This window comes from Streptomyces sp. NPDC050418 (assembly GCF_044458745.1).
Taxonomy (GTDB): Bacteria; Actinomycetota; Actinomycetes; order Streptomycetales; family Streptomycetaceae; genus Streptomyces.
The window spans coordinates 118,143-143,255 of record NZ_JBITIG010000013.1; the positions used below are offsets into that span (position 1 = coordinate 118,143).

The following is a 25,113-nucleotide window of genomic DNA, read 5'->3' on the forward strand; positions in this document are numbered from 1 at the left end:
GGAGACCATTCCGCGAGCGGCCGGGTCGGCCACAGGAGACCATTCCGCGAGCGGCCGGGTCGGCCACAGGAGACCATTCCGCGAGCGGCCGGGTCGGCCACAGGAGACCATTCCGCGAGCGGCCGGGTCGGCCACAGGAGACCATTCCGCGAGCGGCCGGGTGGAGCACGGATTTCCGCCCCGGCAGACCGGTCGAGTACGCCACGGCGGTCGGCGCCTCCACTGCCCGGTTGCGCCGCAGCGGACCGCTTCGCAGGCGCGCCGTTCAGGCCACGGCACGCAGGGCCTGAACGACAGCCGAGGCCCGGCCGCTGCTCCGGGTAACGGACGCCGTACGTCGCGCAACGGACGAGATCCGGCCAACCGGTGCGGGGGCGGTCTGGCATGGACCCGTCAGCGCTGTCACGCTGCCAACGCGCGCGCAGCAGCCAAGCACCCGCATGCGTCGCACTTCCCCGGAGCCCGGGCGGTCCCCCATGCCGCCCGGGCTCACCTCACACCTGGCCCGGCACCTTGTGCGGCCCTCGCACCTCAGGTCCCCCGGCACCTCGTCCGCGCCGACGCGCCACGCCGGCCGCCCGGGCGCACCTCACACCCGGGCCCGACGCTCGCGGGCCTGGCGCCTCGCGGACCTGGCGCCTCGCGGACCTGGCGCCTCGCGGACCTGGCGCCTCGCGGGCCGAGCGCCCCGTACCCACCCCTCGTGCGCCCCTCGCCCCACGCACCCACCCCCACCTCACCGCATCAGCACCCCGGCCCCCTCCCCCGTCAGCTCCGACGGCAGGGCGACCAGGCCCAGTTCCTGTGGGGACGTGAGGAGGCGGTGGGACGGGAGGATGCGGACCGTGTAGCCGAACGGGCCCGTGCGGTCGAGGGCCAGGGGGCCCTCGTAGATCCAGCGGCCCTCCAGGTCCGGGCCGCCCGCCGGCTTCAGCGGGGTCGCCACGGCCTCCGTGAGCGTGTCCGAGGAGTCGACGCGGCCCGTCACGGACTGCACCTCGACGTCGTCCGGCTGGAGTTCACCGAGGCGCACCCGGACCCGCAGGGCGACGGTCGCGCCGAGCTCCGCCGTCGAACCGCCGGCCGCGGACTCCACGTGGTCGACCGCGATATGCGGCCAGGCACCCCGGATCCGGCTCTTCCACGCGGCGAGTTCGCGCGCGGACGTGAGGTCGAGGCCGCGCTGGGCCTGGGCGGCGGGCGTGTACAGATTGGCGACGTACTCGCGCACCATCCGCCCCGCAAGGACGCGCGGCCCGAGCGAGGTCAGGGTCCTGCGGACCATCTCGATCCAGCGGTCGGGCAGCCCCGCGGGCCCGCGCTCGTAGAAGCGCGGCGCCACCCGCTGCTCCAGGAGGTCGTAGAGCGCGGCCGCCTCCAGCGCGTCGCGCCGGTCATCGTCCGTGGCCGCGCCGTCGGCCGTGGGGATCGCCCAGCCGAAGTCCGGCTCGTACCACTCGTCCCACCAGCCGTCCAGGACGGACAGGTTGAGGCAGCCGTTGAGCGCGGCCTTCATCCCGCTCGTGCCACAGGCCTCCAGGGGCCGCAGCGGATTGTTGAGCCAGACGTCGCAGCCGGGATAGAGCTTCTGCGCCATCGCCATCCCGTAGTCGGGCAGGAAGACGATGCGATGACGTACGCGAGGATCGTCCGCGAACCGCACCAGCTCCTGGATCAGCCGCTTGCCCCCGTCGTCCGCCGGATGCGCCTTGCCCGCGACGACGATCTGCACGGGCCGCTCGGGATGCGTGAGCAGCTCCATCAGCCGGTCGCGGTCGCGCAGCATCAGGGTCAGCCGCTTGTACGAGGGCACGCGGCGGGCGAACCCGATGGTGAGCACATCGGGGTCCAATACCTGGTCGATCCAGCCGAGTTCGGCCGATCCGGCACCCCGCTGCCGCCAGGACGCCCGCAGGCGCGCCCGTACCTCGTCGACCAGATGGGAGCGCAGCACCCGCCGCAGCTCCCAGATCTTGTCGTCGGGGATCTCCGCCACGGCGTCCCAGCGTTGCGAGCCGCCGATGGTGAACGCGTCCTCGGTGCGCTGCGCACCGATCTGCTGCGCGCCGAGGCGGAACACCTCCGGGGCGACCCAGGTCGGTGCGTGCACCCCGTTGGTCACCGACGTGATCGGCACCTCCTCGGGGTCGAATCCCGGCCAAAGCCCGGCGAACATCTCGCGGCTGACCCGTCCGTGCAGCGTCGACACCCCGTTGGCGCGGGCCGCGAGCCGCAGCCCCATCACGGCCATGTTGAACAGATTCGGCTCGCCGCCCGCGTATGTCTCCATCCCTAGCCCAAGGACTCGCTGCACGTCGATGCCGGGCAGCTCGGCGCCGGGGCCGAAGTGCCGGGCGACCAGCTCGCGGTCGAAGCGGTCGATCCCGGCGGGCACGGGCGTGTGCGTGGTGAACACGGTCCCGGCCCGTACGACTTCGAGGGCGGCATCGAACTCCACGCCCTGCTCGGTGAGTTCGGCGATCCGCTCAAGACCGAGGAAGCCCGCGTGGCCTTCGTTCGTGTGGAACACCTCGGGTTCGGCGTGACCGCTCAGGCGGCAGTACGTCCGCACGGCCCGCACCCCGCCGATCCCGAGCAGCATCTCCTGCAGCAGCCGGTGCTCGCTGCCGCCGCCGTAGAGCCGGTCGGTGACATCCCGCTCCCCCGGGTCGTTCTCCTCGACGTCCGAGTCGAGCAACAGCAGGGGTACGCGGCCGACTTGGGCCTGCCACACCTGGGCCCGCAGCCGGCGTCCGTGCGGCAGCGCGAGCGCCACCTGGCTGGGCGTGCCGTCGGGCTCCTCGAGGAGCGTGACCGGCAGCTCGTTGGGGTCGAGCACGGGGTACTGCTCCTGCTGCCAGCCGTCCCGGGAGAGCGACTGCCGGAAGTAGCCGTGCCGGTAGAGCAGCCCGACACCGATGAGCGGCACCCCGAGATCACTCGCGGCCTTCAGATGGTCACCGGCGAGGATGCCGAGACCGCCGGAGTACTGGGGCAGCGCCGCGGTGATCCCGAACTCGGGCGAGAAGTAGGCGATCCCGGCGGGCGCCCCGGCACCGGACTCCTGCTGGTACCAGCGCTCCCCGGTCACGTACTCCCGTAAGTCCTCAAAGACCGCGCGCAGCCGGCCGAGGAACTCCTCGTCCCCGGCGAGCTCGTCGAGCCGCGACGGCGGCACGGTCCCGAGCAGGTGCACGGGATCCCCGTCCCACCGCCCAGGATCGACGGAGGCGAAGAGCTCCCTGGTCCCCGCGTGCCAGGACCAGCGGAGGTTGCGGGCGAGACCGCTGAGTGGCTGCAGGGGCTCGGGGAGCACGGGACGCACGGTGAATCGACGAATTGCCTTCACGGGTTCCACCTTCGCAAGGGGCCGACGCGCACAGGGAATACGGAGAACCGGGATACGGGGACACACACCGTCGTACGTCCCCCTCGTCGCCTTCGACGGTAGCGGCGGGCGGAGGCGGCGGATAGCGGCTCCCGGGCGGCGCGGGCGGCATACGGAGGTCCGCCGGGTTCCCGATGCGCCCCGGCCCGCACCGGCCCGCACGGCTACCCTCCTGCCATGTCCGGCACACTGCGTATCCACTTCACGCCGCAGGATCTGCTGCTCACACAGCTGGCCAGGCAGCCCGATCCCATGTGGGACGCGGTGCTCGGTGTGCAGGTCCTGACGACCGCGAACGGGCTGCTCGACGCGCGGCTGCGGGCCTGGAAGGCGGGTGCGCGCCGGCGGATGGACAGCGATATACGGGCGGCGTGCCGGCTGCTCACGGATCTCGCTCCCGCCACCGCCACGTACTTCCCCGACTTCCTCACACCGCTGGACGCCTCGGAGGGCCTGGACGCCGGTCTCGACGCGTTGCGCTCGACTCCGCGCAGCCGGGTGGCGCGCGAGCTGGCGGTGGCGGCGGGGCGGCGTCAGCTGCCGCGCTGGACCGGGCGCCTCGCGGATGCCGACGGTACGGCGATGGCCGAAGTGTCCCGGTCGTTCGAGGTCGTTCACGAGCAGTTGATACGCCCCGAGTGGACCCGCGTGACGGCCACGGTCGAGATGGACCGCGCTCGTCGGCTCGGCGCGCTCGAACACGGCTTCTCGGCTCTGCTGTCCGCGATGGCCCCCTTCACCTGGAAGGATCCGGTGCTGTCCGCTCCGTATCCGATGGACTGGGACATCCGGCTGCGCGGGCGCGGCATCTGCTTCGTCCCTTCGTACTTCTGCGACCGGCTGCCGGTCGCGATCGTCGACCCGCACCTGCCGCCCGTGGTCGTCTATCCGCTGCAGGACCCACCGGACGACGGGCCGGGCGACGCGGCTCTCGACGCGCTCCTCGGCGCCAACCGGGCGCGGGTGCTCGCCGCACTGCGCACCGCCTCGACGACGGGGGCCGTCGCACGGCTCACGGGGCTGCGGGACTCCGTGGTCTCCAATCACCTGAAGGTGCTGCGGAACGCGGGACTCATCGACAGCGAACGGCGCGGAACCCACGTGGTGCACACCGTCACCGCGCGCGGCAGCATCCTGCTCCGTCACGACAACCCCAACTGACCTCGCCTTTTGCCCCTCAGGAAAACTCCGCCGGCTGATCCGGCACCGCGGTCGCCTACGATCCGTGACCTCCATTCCGGCCAGGACCAAGGCCGGTTCGGGCAGGGGCGAAGGCGTGCACAGGAGCGGGGGCCGTACGGTGCACAAATCGGTGGGCCGCTACGCGCTGCTCGAACGCGTGGGCCGGGGCGGCATGGGCGAGGTCTGGGCCGCGTACGACGAGCGGTTCGACCGGCGCGTGGCGGTGAAGCTCGTCAGCGACGTGATCCTGGAGCATCCCCACCGCGCCGTACTGCTGCGGCGCTTCGAGCGCGAGTGCCGGGCCGCCGCGCGCATCGAGCACCCGGGGCTCGTACCCGTGTACGACACGGGGGCGGTCGGCGAAGAGGCCTTCTACCTGGTCATGCAACTGGTCGAGGGCCGGGATCTGTCCGGGCTCGCGCCCGCCTGGCATCCGGCTCCGTGGCAAACGGCCGTGGCCGTCGGCGCCCAACTGGCCGCCGCGCTGGCCGCGGTGCATGCCGCGCCCGTGGTCCACCGTGACGTCAAACCGCAGAACGTCATGGTCCGCACGGACGGCACCGTGGTCCTGCTCGACCTGGGCATCGCGTCCCTCGTGAACGACGAGGGCACCAAGCTGACCCGCCGGGGCGAGCCGCTCGGCACCCCCGCGTACATGGCGCCGGAACAGAGCCGCGAGGGGGCGGCCACCCCCGCCTGTGATCTGTACGCACTCGGCTGTGTCCTGTACGAACTCCTCGCCGGCGCACCCCCGTTCACAGGCGAGACGCGGATGGAGATCCTGATCCGGCACTGGCAGGAGGAGCCCGCGCCCCTGCACGCGCACCGTCAGGACCTGCCCGAAGCGCTCACTGCGCTGGTGCATGAGCTGCTCGCCAAGGATCCAGGGCTGCGCCCCGGCGACGCACGCGAGGTCTACCGGCGACTGCTGCCGCTGCTGCCTCCCGTCTGCACGGACGGGGCGGCGGCACTCGCCCCGCACCCGGCGTGCGATCCGACCCGTCCGTTCCGCTTCCCGTTCGCGCCCGCCGTCGAGGACGCGCCGGCGGCCGCGCCTGCCGCCGCGGGCGCGACGCAGCACCGGCTGCCCACGGTCGTCGACCCCCACGGCGACGCGCTGCTCGACGCGCGCCACCAGGCGCAGCAGTTGGTCGGGCAAGGACTGCCCGCACGCGCCGCCGACGTACTGGACCGTGCCGTGCCCTTGGCCGTGCGGCAGCGCGGCGGGCAGGACCCGGGGGTCGCGGTGGCCCGCCGGCAGCACGCGCAGGTGCTCATCCTGGCCGGACGGTACGAGGACGCCCTGGCCGTGCTCGACCTGGTCCTGCCGCATCTGGCCGCGGACGAGGGGGCCGACAGCCGCAAGACTCTCGACTACTGGTTCCGCAAGGCCTCCTGCCTCGAACAACTCGGCCGCCTCGACCAGGCTCGCCCGCTGTACGAGTGGCTGGCCGATGCGTACGCGCGCTCCGTGGGCCTTGATCCCGTGGACCTGTACGGCCTGCGGCAACGCATCGGGCGGATCCAGCTCACGCTGGGCGAGACGGCATCGGCCCGGCAGACCCTGCGCGCGCTGCTCGGCGAGATGACGTCGGCGCTGGGCCCCTACCACCAGGACGTCATCGGGGTGCGCACGCTCCTGGAGCGCACCCGGTGAGCCGGTCCCGCCGCGGCACCCTCCAGGCCCGGAGGTACCGCCGCCGCACGCCCCGCGCTGTACTCGGGCCGATCCCAACTCTGGAGGCAAGGTGACCACACCGTCCCCGGCCTGGGCGCCGCCCGGGTACCGGAACATCCGCGAGCTCGGCCGCGGGGCCCAGGGCATCGTCTGCCTGGCCTTCGACGAACGGAGCTACCGGCAGGTGGCCATCAAGTACTTGAAGGGGCCTCTGGCACGGGACCCGCATTTCCTCGGCGCGTTCCGCGAGGAGGCCGCCCTGCTCACGCGGCTGCGCTCCCCGCACATCAGCCCGCTCCTGCAGTGGGTGGAGCACCCGACGGGGTGCGCCATCGTGATGGAGCTTGCGCAGGGCATCACCCTGAGCGAGCTCATCGAGCACGGCGGCGCCCTGCCGCTGGAGGCCTCGCTCGCGGTCCTGAAGGGTTCGCTGCTCGGCCTGGCCGAGGCGCATCGCGCGGGCGTGGTCCACCGCGACTACAAGCCGGGGAATGTGATCGTCGGCCCCGAAGGCGTCTCCCGGCTCCTCGACTTCGGCATCGCCGCACGGTCCGGCGAGCGGGCGGGCCTGTCGGGGTCCGCGCCCTATATGGCTCCGGAGCAGTGGCGGCAGTGGCCCGCCTCGCCGGCGTCCGACGTGTATGCGGCCACCGCCACGTTCTACCAGTGCCTGACCGGACACCCGCCCTTCCCGGGCCCCGGCCCCGACCAGTACGCCGCACAGCATCTGTACGACCGGGTGCCCGAGCACGGCTCCCTGCCGCCGACGGCGCTCCGGCTGATCCGCAGCGGGCTCGCCAAGCTTCCGGAGGAACGCCCCCGCGGCGCGCAGGAGTTCGCGGTGGAACTCGACCGGCTCGCGTGCGGGGAACACGGCGGGGACTGGGAACGGCGCGGGCAGCAGAACCTCGCGGCGTGGGTGACGGAGCTGGCCGGGCGCGGTCTCGGCCTGTGGTTCCTGCAGGAATCCCTGTCCAGCGGCGGCGAGTTCACGGGCCAGGCTCCACCCCCGCCTGAGACACCTCCCACTCCGCCGGACACTCCGCCGCCTGCCACGCCGGACACCCCGCCCATGCCCGTACAGGACCCGGCCCACGCCTTCGGCGATCCCGGGCTCGCGGCCGGTGAGGCAGGCCGGGCCGCCGTGAACGCGGGCCACCGCGCGGCCGGACGGGGCGCGCGTGCCCTCTGGCCGAAGGCCGTCGCGGGCGTGGCCGGTGCCGCGGTGATCGCGGGTGGGGCGATCTACCTGCTGCGGCCGGACCCGGCGCCCGGCGATGACGCGGGCGGCCGGTCGGACCGGCGCCCGGCGGCCGCCGACAAGGCCTCCCCCGCCCCATCCGCCGGCACCCCCTATGCCGGGCCTCCGCTGCCGGGCCTCAAGCCCAAGGCCACCTGGGGCAGTTCGGACGACGAGGCCTGGCCGGTGGGCAACAGCATCGTGGTGCTCACCGGCGAGGACAGCGCCTCGGGCCGCACGCTGGAATTCCGTACGGCGAGCAGCGGGAGGCTCCTGAGGAAGGTGCCCGTGAAGGGTTCGGCGCTCCCGGCGACCTGGCACGGGGAGCCGGCCGTGGAGGTGTACACGAGCAGAACCAAGGAGGCGTCCGGCCTCGACAAGGCCGACACGCTCCGTACCACCACCGTCTACAGCGCCACCGGCAAGCAGCTCGGCAAGGTCGAACGGGCAGCGTCCGAGGGCGAGTACACGGTCGTGGACGGCTGGCTCGTCACCCAGGAGCCGGACGAGAACCAGAAGGCGGAGATCTCGGACGTACGAGGCGGCCCCAAGCGCAAGGTGACCTGCCCCGAGAACCCGCAGTGCCAGATCGACGTCGACTTCAAGTCGGGCTCCGCCGAGATGATCTCCACAGGTCCCGACACCCCGCTGGTGACGGCGGGCCTCACGTTCACCTGGCAGGACGCCGACGACGACCTCTTCACCCACGACTACCGTCTGGTGGCCACCGATCTGACGACCGGACGCAAGGCCTGGGACTCCTCCGCCCTGAAGCGTCCCGCGCAGGCGCTGCCCGAGGCGGGCCCCGGGGACAACGACGACTCGGTGCCGTCCGTGCTCGGCGACCTCAACGGCCGGCTGCTGCTCTCCTGGGACGCGGAGGGCGGATGGTCCGACGCCTGCCTGGTGGGCGTGCACGATCCGGCGACGGGCCGGCTGAAGAGCCATGGACCGCTCCTGAAGGGCGACATCCTGCTCGGCGCCGAGCAGAACTTCACCTACGACCGGGCAGGGACGCTCGCCGCCATGGGCAGCGAACCCACCACGGCCTGGGACCTCAAGACGGGCACGAAGCTGTGGAGCCTGGAGAAGGACGAGCGTGTGGTGACCCCGGCCGCCCTCGGCAACGGGGTCCTCTACGCCCGGTTCGACGAAGGCGAGGGCCCGGCGATCGCGCTGAACGCCCGCACCAAGGCCGTCCTCAGCGACAAGCCGGAACTCGATGTGCCGCGCTTCACCGTGAACGGCCACGGCCTCGTGACGACCGACACGGGCTTCCACGTATTCGCCCCGGACCCGGTGAGCTGACCATGCCCATGCTCTCCTCACCGTCCCCGTCCCCGTCCACGCCTCGGAGCACGGTGATCGTGGAGCCGCCCGGCAGCCGCGGCCCCGCCGACCTGCTGCATCTCTCCGCGGGCGATCTGCTCGCCTTCGGCCGGGACATGAGCGCCTGCGGACTGCACCTTCCGGAGCCCGGCCTCTCCCGGATCGCGGGCGTGATCACCCCGGCGGACAGCTACTGGACCCTGTCCAACCACAGCCGTCATCACACGTACGCCGTGGAGAACCCGGAAGGCGCCGGCGAGTACCTCAAGGTCCCACCGCTGCGGCTTCGCTGCCCTGTCCCCTTCGAGATCTCCCGGGTGGTGCTTCCCACCCGGGACGGCCTGGTGTCCTTCCGGGTGTACGCGCCCGAGCACGCCTTCGACGACGAGAGCGACTCGCTCACCGGCCATCTCACGCCCGTCCCCTTCGCACTCGACCGCACGGCCAAGTACTTCCTGGTCCTCGTCGCCCTGTGCGAACCCCGTCTCAAGGACCGCTCGTACGTCGCCATCCCCACGGCGGAACAGGTCGCGGCCCGGCTGCGCCCTCTCCCGGCCTGCGGCGACATCACCCCGAGCGCCGTCCACTACCACATCAAGTACCTGGCCGACACGAAGCTGCGCATCGGCTCCAAGTCCCCCGGCGTTCAAGGCCGCAAGCAGGAAGGGCTCGTCGATTTCGCCCTCCGCTTCAACGTCGTACGCGAAGAGCATCTGCCCCTGCTGCCCTGAGGGAGCCCCCGTGATCCCCACCGAAATCCCTGTCGAACTGCCTGCGGTGCTGCCCGCCGACGGCAGTCCGCCACCGCTGCCCGAGAGCCCGGACATCAGCCCCGGTGACCTGTTCATCGAGCTGCTCGGGGCGCTCTTCGGCTGGACCAACCCCGTCGTCGTCGCCCTCGCCTATCTCGTCTCGATACTGATGCTGGCGAGCTGGATCCACTCCGTGTGGACGGACTCGCGGCGTGCTGCGCGCGGCACGGTGCGCTCGGTCATGGGCGTCCTCCGCTTCCTCGGCCGCACTCCCGGCCGCCGCACCCTGGCCCTGTTCCTGGGTCTCGGTCTCGCCCTCGTCCCCTGGGTGGGACTCTCCTGGTTCCTGGGCAGCTTCGGGGCCGCGGTGTGGCGGATCAACGTGCAGCACGACGAGGAGCTGCTGCGGCGGATCGAGACCGAGCACTGGGGTCCGCTGCTCGGCACCGACGAGGCCGTGCTGTTCGCCGCCGTCTGTGCCTGCATCCCTGTGGTGGTCTTCCTCGCGTACGCGGCGGCACGGGGCCGCAACCGCGACATCGTCGCCAACGTCGCCGGAGGGGTCGTCGCCGTCCCCCTCGCCCTGCCCGCGGCTCTGCTCGGTGTCGTCACGGCACTCGTCGTCGCCGTCGTCGGCGGGCTCGCGGGGGTCTTCCAGGTGCTCGCCTGGATCTACAATCTGCTGCCGTTCGGCGATGTGCACGAGATCTACGGAGCCGATTTCTGGCCGGTGATGGGCGCCATCCTGCTCGCCTGCGTGCTCTGCGCCATCCACGTGGGCGGGTTCGTCCTGGCGGTGGCAGGGACCACCGCGGTGATGGAGGAATGGGACCGCTCCGCCCGCCCGGGCCCCACCCCCGCACCCGGCAGGCGTTCCGGCCTCTCCGGCCCCGGCTTGTCCTGATTCCGGCGCAACCCTTTACACAACGCACAGTCCACGCACAGCCGATATGGCCGATTCCCCCCGGAGGTACGCCTTGTTCCACTTCGGGGCGTACGGGAGGCTGCCTGATGTCGCCGGGAAAGCAGGGGGTGCGGGCCGTCGACCACGCTCGTGACCCCTTCCGGCCACTTCCGATCCAGGAGGGGAACGAGCGGTATGGGCATGAGCAGGACACGCCTGCGCCGGGCGGCCGGAGTGACCGCCGCGGTCACCGCGGTGATGGTCTCGGCCATCTCCGCGCCCGCGCAGGCCGCCCCGCACGAGGGGCGGATACTCGGGGCCGGGCAGGCCGGCGCGATCGGGAACAGCTACATCGTCACGCTGGACGAGGACACGGATTCCGCGTCCGGGGCGGGCAGGTCGCTCGCCGAGAAGTACGGGGCCAGAATCAGCCACACCTACGACGAGGCGCTCAACGGGTACGCGGTACGGCTGAGCGCCGGTCAGGCCAAGCGGTTCGCGGCCGACCCGAACGTGGTGTCGGTGGCGCAGGACACCAAGGTGACCACACAGCACACCCAGCCGGACCCGCCGTCCTGGGGGCTGGACCGGATCGACCAGCCCGCGCTGCCACTTGACCGCTCCTATACCTGGCCGGAGTCCGCGGGCGCCGGCGTGAAGGTGTACGTGCTCGACACCGGCGTGCGCGTCTCGCACCGCGACTTCGGCGGACGGGCGCAGAACGGCTGGGACTTCGTCGACAACGACCCGGTGGCCCAGGATGGTCTCGGGCACGGGACGCATGTGGCCGGGACGATCGCCGGGGAGAAGTACGGCGTCGCCAAGAACGCCGAGATCGTGGCCGTGCGGGTGCTCGACGACGAAGGCGCGGGCACGACCGCCGGGATCATCGCGGGCATCGACTGGGTGGTGCGGCACAAGGACGGGCCCGCCGTCGTCAACATGAGCCTGGGCGGACCGGCCGATCCGAACCTGGACACGGCCGTGCGGAACGCGACAGCCGCCGGGATCACCTTCACGGTCGCGGCCGGGAACGAGTCCCAGCCCGCCGGCCTCGTCTCGCCCGCACGCGTACCCGAGGCGATCACCGTCGGCTCGACCGACGCGAACGACATGCGGTCGCTGTTCTCCAACTGGGGTCCCGCGCTCGACCTGTTCGCGCCCGGCGGCGCGATCACGTCGCTGTCGAACGCGAGCGACACGGCGGTCGCCACCGAGTCCGGTACGTCGATGGCGGCACCGCACGCGGCGGGCGCGGCGGCGCTGTACCTGGGCGACCACCAGGCGGCCGCCCCGGCCGAGGTGGCCCAGGCGCTGCGGCAGAAGGCGGCGCCGGGGAAGGTGTTCGGGGCGCTTCCGGGGTCACCGAATCTGCTACTGCAGGTCAACAACCCATAGGGCAGGGGCGGTTCAGCTGCCCGCACGGGGTTCGGAGAAGGGCCGGCCCCCTGTCGCTCGTACGCGACAGGGGGCCGGTCCATGATCCGATCAGGTCGGGTCAGGTCAAGTCAGGTCGGCTCAGGCCGAGCGACGCACCCGCGCCGCCTTGCGCGCCTCCGCCATCTCCCGCGACTCGGCGGCCCGGCGCGAACCGCCGCCGGAACGGCCGCCGGCACGACCCGCACCGCCCGCAGGCTGGCCACGACGGGTACCCCGGCCGCGGAACGGGGCGCCGCCGCGCGGCTGCTTGGGCCGGTCGGTGGCCGGCGCGGCCATGACGACCGGGACGCCGGACGGCGCCTGCGCACCGGTGACCTGGGTGAGCGCGGCATCGCCGGAGCGCACGTCGGTGATGGTCGGGCGGATGCCGGCGTCGGACATCAGCCGGCTCATCTCGCGGCGCTGGCTGGGCATCACGAGCGTGACGACGCTGCCGGACTCGCCGGCGCGTGCGGTGCGGCCGCCGCGGTGCAGGTAGTCCTTGTGGTCGCCCGGCGGGTCGACGTTGACCACGAGGTCGAGGTCGTCGACGTGGATGCCGCGGGCCGCGACGTTGGTGGCGACCAGCGCGGTGACCTCGCCGTTCTTGAACCGGTCGAGGGTACGGGTGCGCTGCGGCTGGGACTTCCCGCCGTGCAGGCCCCCGGCCCGTACGCCGCTGGCGAGCAGGTGCTTCACCAGCTTGTCCACGGCGTGCTTGGTGTCGAGGAACATGATCACGCGCCCGTCGCGGGCGGCGATCTCGGTGGTCACCGCGTACTTGTCGGCGACCTGGATGTTCAGGAGGTGGTGGTCCATCGTGGTGACGGCACCGGCCGACGGGTCCACGGAGTGCACGACGGGGTCGGTGAGGTAGCCGCGGACGAGCTTGTCGACGTTGCGGTCCAGGGTGGCCGAGAACAGCATCCGCTGTCCGTCGGGACGCACCTGGTCGAGCAGCTGCGTGACCTGCGGCAGGAAGCCCAGGTCGCACATCTGGTCGGCTTCGTCGAGGACGGTGATCGCCACGCGGTCGAGACGGCAGTCACGCCGTTCTATGAGGTCCTTCAGACGGCCGGGCGTCGCGACGACGATCTCGGCGCCGGAGCGCAGCGCACCGGCCTGCCGGCCGATGGACATTCCGCCGACGACGGTGGCCATGCGCAGATTGACGGCCCGGGCGTACGGGGCGAGGGCCGCGGTGACCTGCTGGGCGAGCTCACGCGTGGGGACGAGGACGAGACCGAGCGGCTGCTTGGGCTCGGCCCGGCGGCCTGCCGTGCGCGCGAGCAGCGCGAGGCCGAAGGCGAGGGTCTTGCCGGAGCCGGTGCGGCCGCGGCCGAGCACGTCGCGGGCCGCGAGCGAGTTCGGCAGGGTGGCGGCCTGGATCGGGAAGGGCGCGGTGACGCCCTCGGCGGCCAGCGTCTTCTGCAGCGCGGCCGGCAGGTCGAGGTCCTGGAAGGACTCGACGGAGGGCAGCGCGGGGGTCACGGTCTCCGGGAGCGCGAACTCCGCGGGCGGGGTGCTGCGCTTGCGGCCGCGGCCGGCGTTGCGATTGCCGTTGCCGCCGGCGTTGCGGTTGCCGTTGTGCTTCTTCGGGTTCGCACGGTTGAAACGGTTCATGGAGAACCTTCCTCGATGGGGCACGCATCGAGGAATTCATGGCGAAATCGAGCAGCCGAATGAATTGCAGGTACGAGCCGGTAAATAAAACTGTGTGAAACATCACGAAGCAGCCGGGATCGCGTGAACGATCCCGGCTGCGTCGTGCAGCGCCTGCGATCAGGCAGGAACGATGTTCTCCGCCTGCGGACCCTTCGGGCCCTGCGTGACGTCGAAGGTCACCTTCTGGCCCTCGAGCAGCTCACGAAAGCCCTGGGTGGCGATGTTCGAGTAGTGGGCGAAGACGTCGGGGCCGCCACCGTCCTGCTCGATGAAGCCGAAGCCCTTTTCCGAATTGAACCACTTCACGGTTCCAGTGGCCATGACAATCTCCTTTGGTAAAAACAAAAAGTGCCTCGCGGCATCCAGCCGTCGAGGCGCTTGAAGTCAGACACCAGGGTAACCCACTTTGCGTCCGCCGCTCACCACGCCGCGCTCGGGGCCCGCCACGTCTTGTCTGCGCGCTTACGCGCTAGTAGGTAACAAAGCACCGGATTGCCCGGCCCGGGAGCGTGGAAGGCTCCCCCGGTACGCGCTCCGCACCACCCCGCCACCCACCCCCAGGTGATGCCGTGAAGCCAAGCGTGAGCAGGTCCGCCGCCGGCGGATCCATATCCTCCGCCACCGTCGGGCGGATCCCCGTCCTCGACGTACGGCCCCTCCTCGACTGCGGCCGCAGACCCGTGAAATCCGTCGCGGGCGAGACCTTCCAGGTCACCGCCACCGTGTTCCGCGAGGGCCATGACGCGGTCGCCGCGAATGTCGTCCTGACCGCGCCGGACGGGACGGAGGGCCCATGGACCCCGATGCGGGAACTGGCCCCCGGCACCGACCGCTGGGGCGCCGAGGTGCGCGCGGACAGCGAGGGGCTGTGGACGTACCGCGTGGAGGCCTGGGGCGATCCGGTCGCGACGTGGCGGCATCACGCGGGGATCAAGATCCCGGCCGGGATCGACACCGAGCTCGTCCTGGAGGAAGGCGCCGCGCTGTATGAGCGCGCCGCCGCCGGCGTGCCGAAGGCCGCGGGCCGGGACGCCGTGCTGCGGGCCGCGGAGGCGCTCCGGGACACCCGCAGGCCGGCGAGCGCGCGGCTCGCGGCGGCGCTCACCCCGCAGGTGGACCAGGCGCTGAGGCGTCATCCGTTACGGGACCTCGTCAGCGCTTCCGCCGAGTTACCGCTGCTCGTGGAGCGCACCCGCGCGCTGTTCGGCTCGTGGTACGAGTTCTTCCCGCGCTCCGAGGGCGTGCGGACGCTGCCCGACGGGACCCGGACCGGCGGCACCCTGCGCACGGCCGCCGAGCGGCTGCCCGCCATCGCCGCGATGGGCTTCGACGTGGTCTATCTGCCGCCCGTCCACCCCATCGGCACCACCTTCCGCAAGGGCCGCAACAACAGCCTCTCGCCGGAGCCCGACGACGTCGGCGTCCCGTGGGCGATCGGTTCGCCGGACGGCGGGCACGACGCGGTCCACCCGGATCTGGGGACGATCGAGGACTTCGACGCGTTCGTCGCCGAGGCCGCGCGCCACCGTCTGGAGGTCGCGCTCGACTTCGCGCTGCAGTGCTCCCCCGACCACCCCTGGGTCGGCAAGCACCCGGAGTGGTTCCATCACCGCGCGGACGGCACGATCGCGTACGCGGAGAACCCGCCGAAGAAGTACCAGGACATCTATCCGATCGCCTTCGACCAGGACATGCCGGGCCTGGTCGGCGAGACCCTGCGCGTCCTGCGGCACTGGATGGACCACGGTGTACGGATCTTCCGCGTGGACAATCCGCACACGAAACCGGTGGTGTTCTGGGAGCGGGTGCTCGGCGAGATCCGGCGCACGGACCCCGATGTGCTCTTCCTCGCGGAGGCGTTCACGCGGCCCGCGATGATGCGCGCTCTGGCCTCGATCGGCTTCCAGCAGTCGTACACGTACTTCACCTGGCGTAATGAGAAGCGCGAACTGACCGAGTACGCCGAGGAGTTGGCGCGTGAGACGGCGCACTACATGCGCCCGAACTTCTTCGTGAACACGCCGGACATCCTGCACGCCTATCTCCAGGAGGGCGGGCGCCCCGCCTTCGAGGTGCGGGCGGTCCTGGCGGCGACCCTCTCCCCCACCTGGGGTGTCTACAGCGGCTACGAGCTGTGCGAGAACACTGCGCTGCGGCGCGGCAGCGAGGAGTATCTGGACTCCGAGAAGTATCAGCTCAGGCCGCGCGACTGGGCGGCGGCCGAGCGCGCGGGCCGCTCGATCGCCCCGTTGATCACGCGTCTCAACAGCATCCGCCGCAACAGCCCGGCCCTGCGGCAGCTGCGCCGGATCCACTTCCACGAGGTCGACAACGACGCCGTCATCGCGTACTCGAAAACGCATGGCCCGAACACGGTTGTGGTGGTCGTGAACCTGGATGCCCACCACACCCAGGAGGCCACCGTCTCGTTGGACATGCCGCAACTCGGCCTCGACCGGCATGAGTTCACCGACGTGCGCGATGAGCTCACCGGCGAGGTCTACCACTGGGGCAGGGCCAATTACGTGCGCCTCGAACCGGGCCGCGCGCCCGCACACATCCTCACCGTCCTGCGACCGTCCTCGCCGTGAATCGGAGGGTCACCCACCCATGATCGTCAATGAGCCCGTCCCGGACACCTTCGAGGACACCCCCGCCAAGGACCGTGACCCGGAGTGGTTCAAACGCGCCGTCTTCTACGAGGTCCTCGTCCGCTCCTTCCAGGACAGCAACGGTGACGGCATCGGCGACCTGAAGGGCATCACCGCCAAGCTCGACTATCTGCAGTGGCTCGGTGTGGACTGCCTGTGGCTGCCGCCGTTCTTCGCCTCGCCGCTGCGCGACGGCGGCTATGACGTCTCCGACTACACGGCCGTCCTGCCGGACTTCGGTGACCTGGCGGACTTCGTCGAGTTCGTGGACGCCGCGCACCAGCGCGGGATGCGCGTGATCATCGACTTCGTCATGAACCACACCAGCGACCAGCACCCGTGGTTCCAGGAGTCGCGCGCCAACCCCGACGGCCCGTACGGGGACTACTACGTCTGGGCCGACGACGACAAGCAGTACCAGGACGCCCGGATCATCTTCGTCGACACGGAGACCTCCAACTGGACCTTCGACCCGGTCCGCAAGCAGTACTTCTGGCACCGCTTCTTCGCCCACCAGCCGGACCTCAACTTCGAGAACCCGGCGGTGCAGGAGGAGATCGTCTCCGCTCTGCGGTTCTGGCTCGATCTCGGCATCGACGGCTTCCGGCTCGACGCGGTGCCGTATCTGTACGCGGAGGAGGGCACCAACTGCGAGAACCTGCCGCGTACGCACGAACTGCTCAAGCGGGTCCGCAAGGAGATCGACCAGCACTACCCCGACACCGTGCTGCTCGCCGAGGCCAACCAGTGGCCCGAGGACGTGGTCGACTACTTCGGCGACTTCCAGGAGGGCGGGGACGAATGCCATATGGCCTTCCACTTCCCCGTGATGCCGCGGATCTTCATGGCCGTACGACGCGAATCGCGCTACCCGGTCTCGGAGATCCTCGCCAAGACACCGGCGATCCCGGCCGGCTGCCAGTGGGGCATCTTCCTGCGCAACCACGACGAGCTCACCCTCGAAATGGTCACGGACGAAGAGCGCGACTACATGTACGCGGAGTACGCCAAGGACCCGCGGATGCGTGCCAACATCGGCATCCGCCGCCGTCTGGCCCCGCTGCTCGACAACGACCGCAACCAGATCGAACTGTTCACGGCCCTGCTGCTCTCGCTGCCCGGATCGCCGATCCTCTATTACGGGGACGAGATCGGGATGGGCGACAACATCTGGCTCGGTGACCGGGACGCCGTACGCACCCCCATGCAGTGGACCCCCGACCGCAACGCGGGCTTCTCGTCCTGCGATCCGGGGCGGCTCTACCTCCCCACGATCATGGACCCGGTCTACGGCTACCAGGTGACGAACGTCGAGGCCTCGATGTCGTCCCCGTCCTCGCTGCTTCACTGGACGCGGCGAATGATCGAGATCCGTAAGCAGAACCCGGCCTTCGGCCTCGGCTCGTACACCGAACTGCCCTCGTCCAACCCGGCCGTTCTCGCCTTCCTGCGCGAGCACGGCGACGACCTCGTGCTGTGCGTGCACAACTTCTCGCGCTTCCCCCAGCCCACCGAGCTCGACCTGCAGTCCTTCAGCGGACGGCATCCGGTGGAGCTGATCGGCGGGGTCCGCTTTCCCGCGATCGGTGAACTGCCCTATCTGCTCACCCTCGCGGGGCACGGGTTCTACTGGTTCCGGCTGCGGACCGACCCGACGTAATTTGGGACCAGGCACGCCTCTCCTCCCGCCATCGGACCGGGGAAAGGACACGCGCCATGTCGGAAGCCGTCATACGTCCGGCGGCGAACGCGCCGCCGGGCCTTCTCACCTCACTCGATCCGCTGTTACGGGCGTGGCTGCCGCGGCAGCGGTGGTTCGCGGGGAAAGGGCGGCCCGTCACCGGGTTCTCTCCGGTGGCCGTGACCGAGCTGCTGCCGGGCCCCGGTCCCCGGCTGCTGCATCTGCTGCTCCGGGCCGAACAGCCCGCGCTCGCCGATGACTCGGGCCCGGGCGACTGCTACCAACTGCTGCTCGGCATCCGCCCCACCCTGCCCCCGTCGCTCGCCCCGGCTCTGATCGGGCACGCCACGCACGGGCCGCTCGCGGGGTGCGCGGTGTACGAGGGGCTGCACGATCCGCGGGTCGCCGCGCTCCTTCTCGAACGGTTACGGGTGCCGGGCCGCCACGGCGTACTGCGCTTCACGAGGTCCGGTGACGTGCCCGGCGGTCTGGCACCCCGGCTGCTCGGCGTCGAGCAGTCCAACTCCTCGCTGGTGTACGGCGATACGTACATCCTCAAGCTCTTCCGCCGGGTCACCCCGGGCGTGAATCCCGACCTCGAACTCCCCCTGCTGCTCGCCCGCGCGGGCTGCGCCCGGGTGCCCGCGCCGGTCGCGTGGTGCGTCGCCGAGCTGGACGAGCCCGTCACGCTCGGGGTGCTCCAGCCGTATCTCGCGGGCGCCGAGGACGGCTGGGAGCTGGCGCTGCGGGCGCTGGCCAAGGGGGACGACTTCGCCCCCGAGGCCGCGGCGCTCGGCCGCGCCACCGCCGAGGTGCACGCGGCGCTCGCCTCGGCCGCCCCCACGGTCTCGCTCGGAGGGCCGCAGCGCGCGCTCCTGGCGGACGGGATGCTGGAGCGGCTGCGGGACGCGGCGCGGAACGTGCCGATGCTGCGGCCGTACGCGGGGGCGCTGGCAACGGCGTACGAGGCGCTGCGTGAACTCCCGGACGCCGATGAGCTGTTCGCTCAGCGAGTGCACGGGGATCTGCATCTGGGGCAGTGTCTGCGCGTCGGTGGCCGCGGTACGGAGGTGGGGGGCTCCGGGGTGGAGGGCTCCGAGGTGGAGGGCGGCCGGTCCGAATGGTCGGTGATCGACTTCGAGGGCGAGCCCGCCCGGCCGCTCGCCGAGCGCGTCCGCCCGCAGCCCGCGATGCGCGACGTCGCGGGGATGCTGCGGTCCTTCGACTACGCGGCCCGTACGCACCGGCCCTGGGCGCCCGCCTGGGCGCGGCGGTGCCGGGAGGCGTACTGCGCGGGCTACGTCACCGCCGGCGGCACCGACCCCTCCGCGCACCCCGCGCTGCTGCGCGCCTACGAGACCGACAAGGCGGTCTACGAGGTCCTGTACGAGGCCCGCCACCGCCCCGACTGGCTCCCGGTCCCGATGGCGGCGATCCGCCGCCTGGCCGGACCGACCGAACCTGACCGCGACCACGACCACGACCACGACGACCGCTGAACGGCCCCCGCACCACGCCCAGCCGGCCCGTACCCCCACGAGGAGGCCCCACCCGTGAGCACGCGCCCGCCCGAGCCCGACCAGCCCACCCCCCGCGCCACCGAAGGGTCCGTACCGGACGAGGGGGTGGTGCCGCGGCAGCGGGGGAAGACGGGGGCGAAGGCCTCGGGGAAGAAGGCCGTGGGGAAGCCCGCCGCCAAGGAGGCTGTGGCGAAGAAGGCTGTGCCGAAGAAGTCCGCGGCGAAGAAGGCCTCGGCGAAGAAATCCACGGCCATGAAGGCGGACGTGGCGCAGCCTGCGGGCGCGAAGAAGGCGCCGAAGACGGCCTCCGAGAAGGCGGCCGTCAAGAAGACGACGGCCAAGAAGACAGCCGCCAGGAAGACAGCAGCAAAGAGTCCCAAGCCCCGCCCGAAGAAGACACCCACCGAGCCCGCACTCCCCTCCAACCTCCCCGCCGAGGACCGCGACCGCCTCCTCCAGGGCACGCACCACGCCCCGCACTCCGTCCTCGGCGCCCACCCTCACCCCGACGGGGTGGTGTTCCGGGTGCTGCGGCCGTACGCGCTGAAGGTGACCGTCCTCGCGGAGGGGCTGCGGGCCGAACTCGGTGATGACGGCGAGGGGTTCTTCTCCGGGGTCGTACCGCTGCGGGACGTCCCCGCGTACCGCCTCCTCGTCACGTACGAGAGCACGGAGCTCGACACCCCCGACCCGTACGGCTTCCTGCCCTCGCTCGGCGAGTTCGATCTGCACCTGATCGGCGAGGGTCGGCACGAGGAGCTGTGGAAGGCGCTGGGTGCCGAACCCATGACGCACCAGGGCACCGACGGCACCCGCTTCACCGTGTGGGCGCCGAACGCGCGGGGTGTGCGGGTCGTCGGCGGCTTCAACTACTGGGACGGCACCGGGTTCCCGATGCGTTCGCTCGGGTCCTCCGGGATCTGGGAGCTGTTCGTGCCGGGGATCGGGGCGGGTGAGCTGTACAAGTTCCAGATCACGCGGCCCGACGGCTCGATGACCTTCCGCGCGGACCCGATGGCGCGCCGCACCGAGGTGCCGCCCGCCAATTCCTCGATCGTCCACACCTCGACGCATGTCTGGGCGGACGAGGCGTGGATGGCCGCGCGCGGTGAACGGCCCGCGCACGAGAGCCCGTTCTCCGTGTACGAGGTCCATCTCGCGTCCTGGCGCCCGGGGCTCGGCTACCGCGAGCTCGCCGAGCAGCTCCCCGCGTACGTCAAGGACCTGGGGTTCACGCACGTGGAGCTGATGCCGGTCGCCGAGCACCCCTTCGGCGGCTCGTGGGGCTACCAGGTGACAGGGTTCTACGCGCCGACGGCCCGTCTCGGCACCCCGGACGATTTCAAGCACCTGGTCGATGCCCTGCACCGCGCGGGCATCGGAGTGCTCATGGACTGGGTGCCCGCGCACTTCCCGCGCGACGACTGGGCGCTCGCGGAATTCGACGGGCGGCCGCTGTACGAGCACGAGGATCCGCTGCGGGCCGCGCACCCGGACTGGGGCACGCTGGAATTCGACTACGGCCGCACGGAGGTCCGCAATTTCCTGGTGGCCAACGCCGTCTACTGGTGCGAGGAATTCCATGTCGACGGACTCCGCGTGGACGCGGTCGCCTCGATGCTCTATCTCGACTATTCGCGCGAGCACGGCCAGTGGACACCCAACGAGCACGGCGGCCGCGAGAACCTGGACGCGGTGGCGTTCCTCCAGGAGATGAACGCGACGCTGTACCGGCGTGCCCCGGGTGTCGTCACGATCGCCGAGGAGTCCACGGCCTGGGACGGCGTCACCCGCGCGACCCACCATGAAGGGCCGGGCGGCTTCGGCGGGCTCGGCTTCGGGCTGAAGTGGAACATGGGCTGGATGCACGACTCCCTCGGCTACGTGGCCCACGAGCCCGTCCACCGGAAATACCACCACCACGAGATGACCTTCTCGATGGTGTACGCGTACAGCGAGAATTACGTGCTGCCCATTTCGCACGACGAGGTCGTACATGGCAAACGGTCCCTCGTCTCGAAAATGCCCGGCGACTGGTGGCAGCAGCGGGCGACTCACCGCGCCTATCTCGGTTTCATGTGGGCCCACCCCGGAAAGCAACTCCTCTTCATGGGCCAGGAGTTCGCGCAGGGCGCGGAGTGGTCGGAGGCGCACGGCCCGGACTGGTGGCTGCTCGACCCGACGTACGGGGCCGCGCCCGACCACCGGGGCGTACGGGACCTCGTCCGCGATCTGAACACGGTGTACGCGGCGGAGCCCGCCCTGTGGGAGCGCGACACCGTACCGGACGGCTTCGCGTGGGTGGCGGGCGACGCGGCGGACGACAACGTGCTCGCGTTCCTGCGGTACGACGCGGCGGGCAACCCGCTGCTCGCCGTCTCCCACTTCGCACCGGTGGTCCGGCACGACTACCGGCTCGGGGTGCCGGAGGAAGTGCCCGCCTGGCAGGAGGTCCTGAACACGGACGCCGAGCAGTACGGCGGCTCGGGCGTCACCAACCCCGGCTCCCTGAAGCCGGATCCGGTGGGGTGGCAGGGGCGCGGAGCCAGTCTGCGGCTGACGCTGCCGCCGCTGGGGACGGTGTGGCTGCGGCCGGCGTGAGAGTCGTCGGGATGTGCGCGGGCCCCGCCGGAACAGCTCCGGCGGGGCCCGCGTTCAGTGTGCTTCCGTCAGCACTTCGCGCTCTTCGGCAGGTTGCCGTACTCGTTGCCCTTGAAGTAGATGGCGCTGGCCCAGCCCTTGCCGACCCGCAGCCAGATGTGGTTCTTCGTCCCCTCGGCTTCCACGACGCGCCCGGGTGCCCAGCACTTGGCCGTGGTGGACACATTCTTCCTGAGGCCGCCGAGCTTCTTCGACCGCTGGTCCGGGTGCTGACGGATGGAGACCGACTCCCAGGTCTTGACGTTGTAGGCACGGCCGAGACCGCCGCCGGGCCCGCGCCCGGCACCACCACCGGAACCGGTGCCGGCCTTGCCCCCCGTACCGGCCTGCCCCTGGATCTTCTCGCTCTTGCCGGTGCCCTTGCCCTCATCGGTTGAGCCAGAGCCCCCGCAGCCGACCGTGAGCGCGAGCATCATCGTGCCCGCTGTGGCCGCCAGGAACGTCTGCTTCTTGATGCGGTTCATGAGTGAATCCCCCGTGTGCCGTTGACTGTCATGTGCAGTGCAGTTCGACACGGGGACCATGGCAGCCGCGAAGGCGGCGGCACCACCGGTCACCGCCGGTGGTTGCCGCTCCGCCCTCGCTCCGGAACGGGACCCGGACATTCCTCCCGGGCCCTGCACATCAACGCGACGAGTCCTTCAACTCGCCGAGTGCCGCGGGGAGTTGGCCGGTGTGCAGGACTGCCAGGGTATGCGTGGCCCGGGTCAGGGCGACGTAAAGGTCGCTCGTGCGGCACTGTGCGGGCTCGACCACGATCACCGCGTCGAACTCCAGGCCCTTCGACTGGCGCGCGTCGAGCAGCACGACGCTGTGCGTGAGATCGGGCTCCTGGCCTGCGGTGACCCCGTCGAGGTGGTCCGCGAGCGCGGCGTGCAGAGCACGCGGCGCGATCACCGCGAGCCGCCCCTCCTCGGGCGTCATCTCGCGCGCCAGCCTGCCGGTCTCCGCGGCGAGGTCCTGCGCCGCCACCCCCGTGATGCGGGGCCGGACTCCCGTCGAGCGCACCGAACGCGGCGGCTCGAAGTCCGGGTTGCCCTCGCGGATGACGGCCGCGGCCAGTTCCATGATCTCGGCGGGCGTGCGGTAGTTGACGTCGAGCCGTACGTGCTCGTAGCGGTGTCCCACGTACGGTCCGAGGATCGAGGCCCACGAGCCGAGCGCGGCCGCGTCGCCGGCCTGCGCCGGATCGCCCACGAGCGTCATCGACTTGGTGGGCGAACGCCGCATCAGAAGCCGCCACGCCATGGCCGAGAGCTCCTGCGCCTCGTCCACGATGATGTGCCCGAACGCCCAGGTCCGGTCCTCGGCGGCGCGCTCGGCGGCGCTGCGCAGATCGGCCTCCTCCTGGCGCTCGGCCATCCGCTCGGCGTCGATGATGTCGTGCGCGGAGAGCACCTCGGCGGCGTCTGCCTTGTCGATGTACAGTTCCTCCTTGTCCTCGAACTCGTAGGTGCGCGAGGCGAACGACAGGTCGAGCACGCCCTGCGCGTACTCGATCCTGCGCTGGCGCTCGGCCTCCTGCAGGGCCCGCTCCGCCGAGTCGTCGACGCCGAGCAGCTCGGCGGCCTCGTCGAGCAACGGGACGTCGGCGGCGGTCCACGGTCCGGACGCCCGGCGGATCAACGCGGCGTCCTCGTCCGGGAGATAGCCGACGGGGTCGGCGAGCAGCTCCCGTACGAGCTGCTGCGGGGTGAGCTCCGGCCAGAGGTCCGCGATGGCGCCGTGCACGGCCGCGCTGGTCGCGACGTCCTTGCCGAGCTGGGCGATGTCGTCGGGCCCGAGCAGATTCGGACCGCCGAACGGGTCGGCGCCGATCCGCTCGACGAGCTGCTCGGTGAGCGCGTCGACGAGCCGGAACGCGAAGTAGGGGCGGGCGAGGTTGTGCGGCAGGTGCGTCTCGCGCGCGGCGGTCCGCGCCGCCTCGGCCATCGCGGTGTCCAGGTACAGCGTCCCGTGGTCCTCGTGGTCGATCTCCAGGACGGTGCCGGGCACGGACTGCCGGTCCCGTACGAACTCGGCGAGCACCTCCGCCATCGCGGCGCGTCCCTTCACCTCGGCGGCGTCCTGGGTGTCCTCGCCCGTGGCGTGGACGCCGGGGAACAGCTCGCCGACGGTCGCGAGCAGTACGCCTGTCTCGCCGAGCGAGGGCAGCACCTCGCCGATGTAGCCGAGGAAGGCCGGGTTGGGTCCGACGATCAACACGGCGCGCTTCGCGAGCAGTTCGCGCTGTGCGTAGAGGAGGTACGCGGCCCGGTGCAGCGCGACCGCGGTCTTGCCGGTGCCGGGCCCGCCCTCCACGACCATCACGCCACGGTGCGGGGCCCGGATGATGCGGTCCTGCTCGGCCTGGATGGTCTGCACGATGTCGCCCATGCGGCCCGTGCGCGCGGCGTTGAGCGCGGCAAGCAGCACCGCGTCGCCGTTCGGGTCCTCGAAGCCGGTGCGCCGCTCGTCGCTGAGGTCGAGGATCTCGTCGTGCAGCGCGAGGACCTCATGGCCCTTCATCGTGATGTGCCGGCGGCGGCGAAGACCCATCGGCACATGGTGCGTGGCGAGATAGAAGGGCCGTGCGACATCGGCGCGCCAGTCGATCAGGATCGGTGTGCGGTCCCGGTCGTCGGCGCGGATTCCGATGCGTCCGATGTGGAAACTGTCGCGTTCCTCGATGAGGTCGTCCGGATGATTGAGATCGATACGGCCGAAGACCAGACCGTTTTCCACCCCGTTCAGTTCGGCGACCAGACGGCCCTTCTCCTCGACGGCGACATCCCGTTCGAGGCGTGCCTGCCGCCCGCTCCCGACCTGCTCAAGGGCGCGTGCGGCCGCGTTCTCGGCGGCTTCCTGGAGCTGTCCCAGACGCGTATACACACGGGCGACGAATTCCTGCTCGCTCCGCAGCTCGTCGGACGTTGACAATTCGGCTCCTCGCGCGATATGGTGTCTTCGTTGGACCTCTTCGAGAGGTCCTTTTCTGTGTGCACAGAAACATCCAATATACGCGTGGAATTGCCTCGGTTGTCAAACAGCCGGGGATTTTTTA

15 protein-coding genes are annotated in these 25,113 nt (G+C 71.2%); 10 read left to right on the top strand and 5 right to left on the bottom strand.

Annotated features, from left to right (window positions below):
• Positions 1–736: 736 nt before the first annotated feature.
• Entirely contained in the window at positions 737–3,349 is a 2,613-nt protein-coding gene (glgP, locus tag ACIBI4_RS28800) for an alpha-glucan family phosphorylase (protein ID WP_399207029.1), read from the bottom strand.
• A gap of 216 nt (positions 3,350–3,565) precedes the next feature.
• Between glgP and ACIBI4_RS28805 the strand changes: the two genes are divergently transcribed.
• The 6 genes from ACIBI4_RS28805 (at position 3,566) to ACIBI4_RS28830 (ending at position 11,871) form a co-directional block, all read left to right on the top strand.
• Complete coding sequence (locus tag ACIBI4_RS28805; protein WP_399207030.1) at positions 3,566–4,549, top strand: helix-turn-helix domain-containing protein; 984 nt, start codon at positions 3,566–3,568, stop codon at positions 4,547–4,549.
• A 64-nt stretch (positions 4,550–4,613) separates the two neighbouring features.
• Entirely contained in the window at positions 4,614–6,227 is a 1,614-nt protein-coding gene (locus tag ACIBI4_RS28810; RefSeq protein WP_399207031.1) for a protein kinase, read from the top strand.
• A 91-nt stretch (positions 6,228–6,318) separates the two neighbouring features.
• Positions 6,319–8,796: a protein kinase gene (locus tag ACIBI4_RS28815; protein WP_399207032.1), complete on the top strand. Its 2,478-nt coding sequence runs from the start codon at positions 6,319–6,321 to the stop codon at positions 8,794–8,796.
• An 8-nt stretch (positions 8,797–8,804) separates the two neighbouring features.
• Complete coding sequence (locus ACIBI4_RS28820) at positions 8,805–9,548, top strand: serine/threonine protein kinase (protein WP_399207147.1); 744 nt, start codon at positions 8,805–8,807, stop codon at positions 9,546–9,548.
• A gap of 10 nt (positions 9,549–9,558) precedes the next feature.
• Entirely contained in the window at positions 9,559–10,473 is a 915-nt protein-coding gene (locus ACIBI4_RS28825; RefSeq protein ID WP_399207034.1) for a hypothetical protein, read from the top strand.
• A 201-nt stretch (positions 10,474–10,674) separates the two neighbouring features.
• Positions 10,675–11,871, top strand: coding sequence for a S8 family peptidase (locus ACIBI4_RS28830; RefSeq protein ID WP_399207035.1), 1,197 nt, complete (start codon positions 10,675–10,677; stop codon positions 11,869–11,871).
• Positions 11,872–11,991: 120 nt separating this feature from the next.
• Here the strand turns inward: ACIBI4_RS28830 and ACIBI4_RS28835 are convergent, their stop codons facing one another.
• Positions 11,992–13,515, bottom strand: coding sequence for a DEAD/DEAH box helicase (locus ACIBI4_RS28835; RefSeq protein WP_399207036.1), 1,524 nt, complete (start codon positions 13,513–13,515; stop codon positions 11,992–11,994).
• Positions 13,516–13,674: 159 nt separating this feature from the next.
• Positions 13,675–13,878 carry a cold-shock protein gene (locus tag ACIBI4_RS28840; protein ID WP_399207037.1) on the bottom strand — a complete coding sequence of 68 codons (204 nt, stop codon included), beginning with the start codon at positions 13,876–13,878 and terminating at the stop codon, positions 13,675–13,677.
• A gap of 260 nt (positions 13,879–14,138) precedes the next feature.
• Between ACIBI4_RS28840 and ACIBI4_RS28845 the strand changes: the two genes are divergently transcribed.
• From ACIBI4_RS28845 to glgB, 4 genes are read left to right on the top strand one after another with little or no spacing between them, the layout of a single operon-like run.
• Entirely contained in the window at positions 14,139–16,148 is a 2,010-nt protein-coding gene (locus tag ACIBI4_RS28845) for an alpha-1,4-glucan--maltose-1-phosphate maltosyltransferase (protein WP_399207038.1), read from the top strand.
• A 19-nt stretch (positions 16,149–16,167) separates the two neighbouring features.
• A complete protein-coding gene (treS, locus tag ACIBI4_RS28850) occupies positions 16,168–17,868 on the top strand; it encodes a maltose alpha-D-glucosyltransferase (protein WP_399207039.1) in 1,701 nt (566 codons plus the stop codon).
• Positions 17,869–17,924: 56 nt separating this feature from the next.
• On the top strand, positions 17,925–19,388 hold the full coding sequence (locus ACIBI4_RS28855) for a maltokinase (protein WP_399207041.1): 1,464 nt from the start codon (positions 17,925–17,927) through the stop codon (positions 19,386–19,388).
• Between the two features lie 54 nt (positions 19,389–19,442).
• A complete protein-coding gene (glgB, locus tag ACIBI4_RS28860) occupies positions 19,443–22,010 on the top strand; it encodes a 1,4-alpha-glucan branching enzyme (protein ID WP_399207042.1) in 2,568 nt (855 codons plus the stop codon).
• A 68-nt stretch (positions 22,011–22,078) separates the two neighbouring features.
• On the opposite strand, the gene ACIBI4_RS28865 is transcribed toward glgB, so the two are convergent.
• Positions 22,079–22,534 (bottom strand): hypothetical protein, encoded by a 456-nt coding sequence (locus tag ACIBI4_RS28865; protein ID WP_399207043.1) that lies wholly within the window; start codon positions 22,532–22,534, stop codon positions 22,079–22,081.
• A 160-nt stretch (positions 22,535–22,694) separates the two neighbouring features.
• Positions 22,695–24,989, bottom strand: coding sequence for a HelD family protein (locus tag ACIBI4_RS28870; protein WP_399207044.1), 2,295 nt, complete (start codon positions 24,987–24,989; stop codon positions 22,695–22,697).
• Between the last annotated feature and the right edge of the window lie 124 nt (positions 24,990–25,113).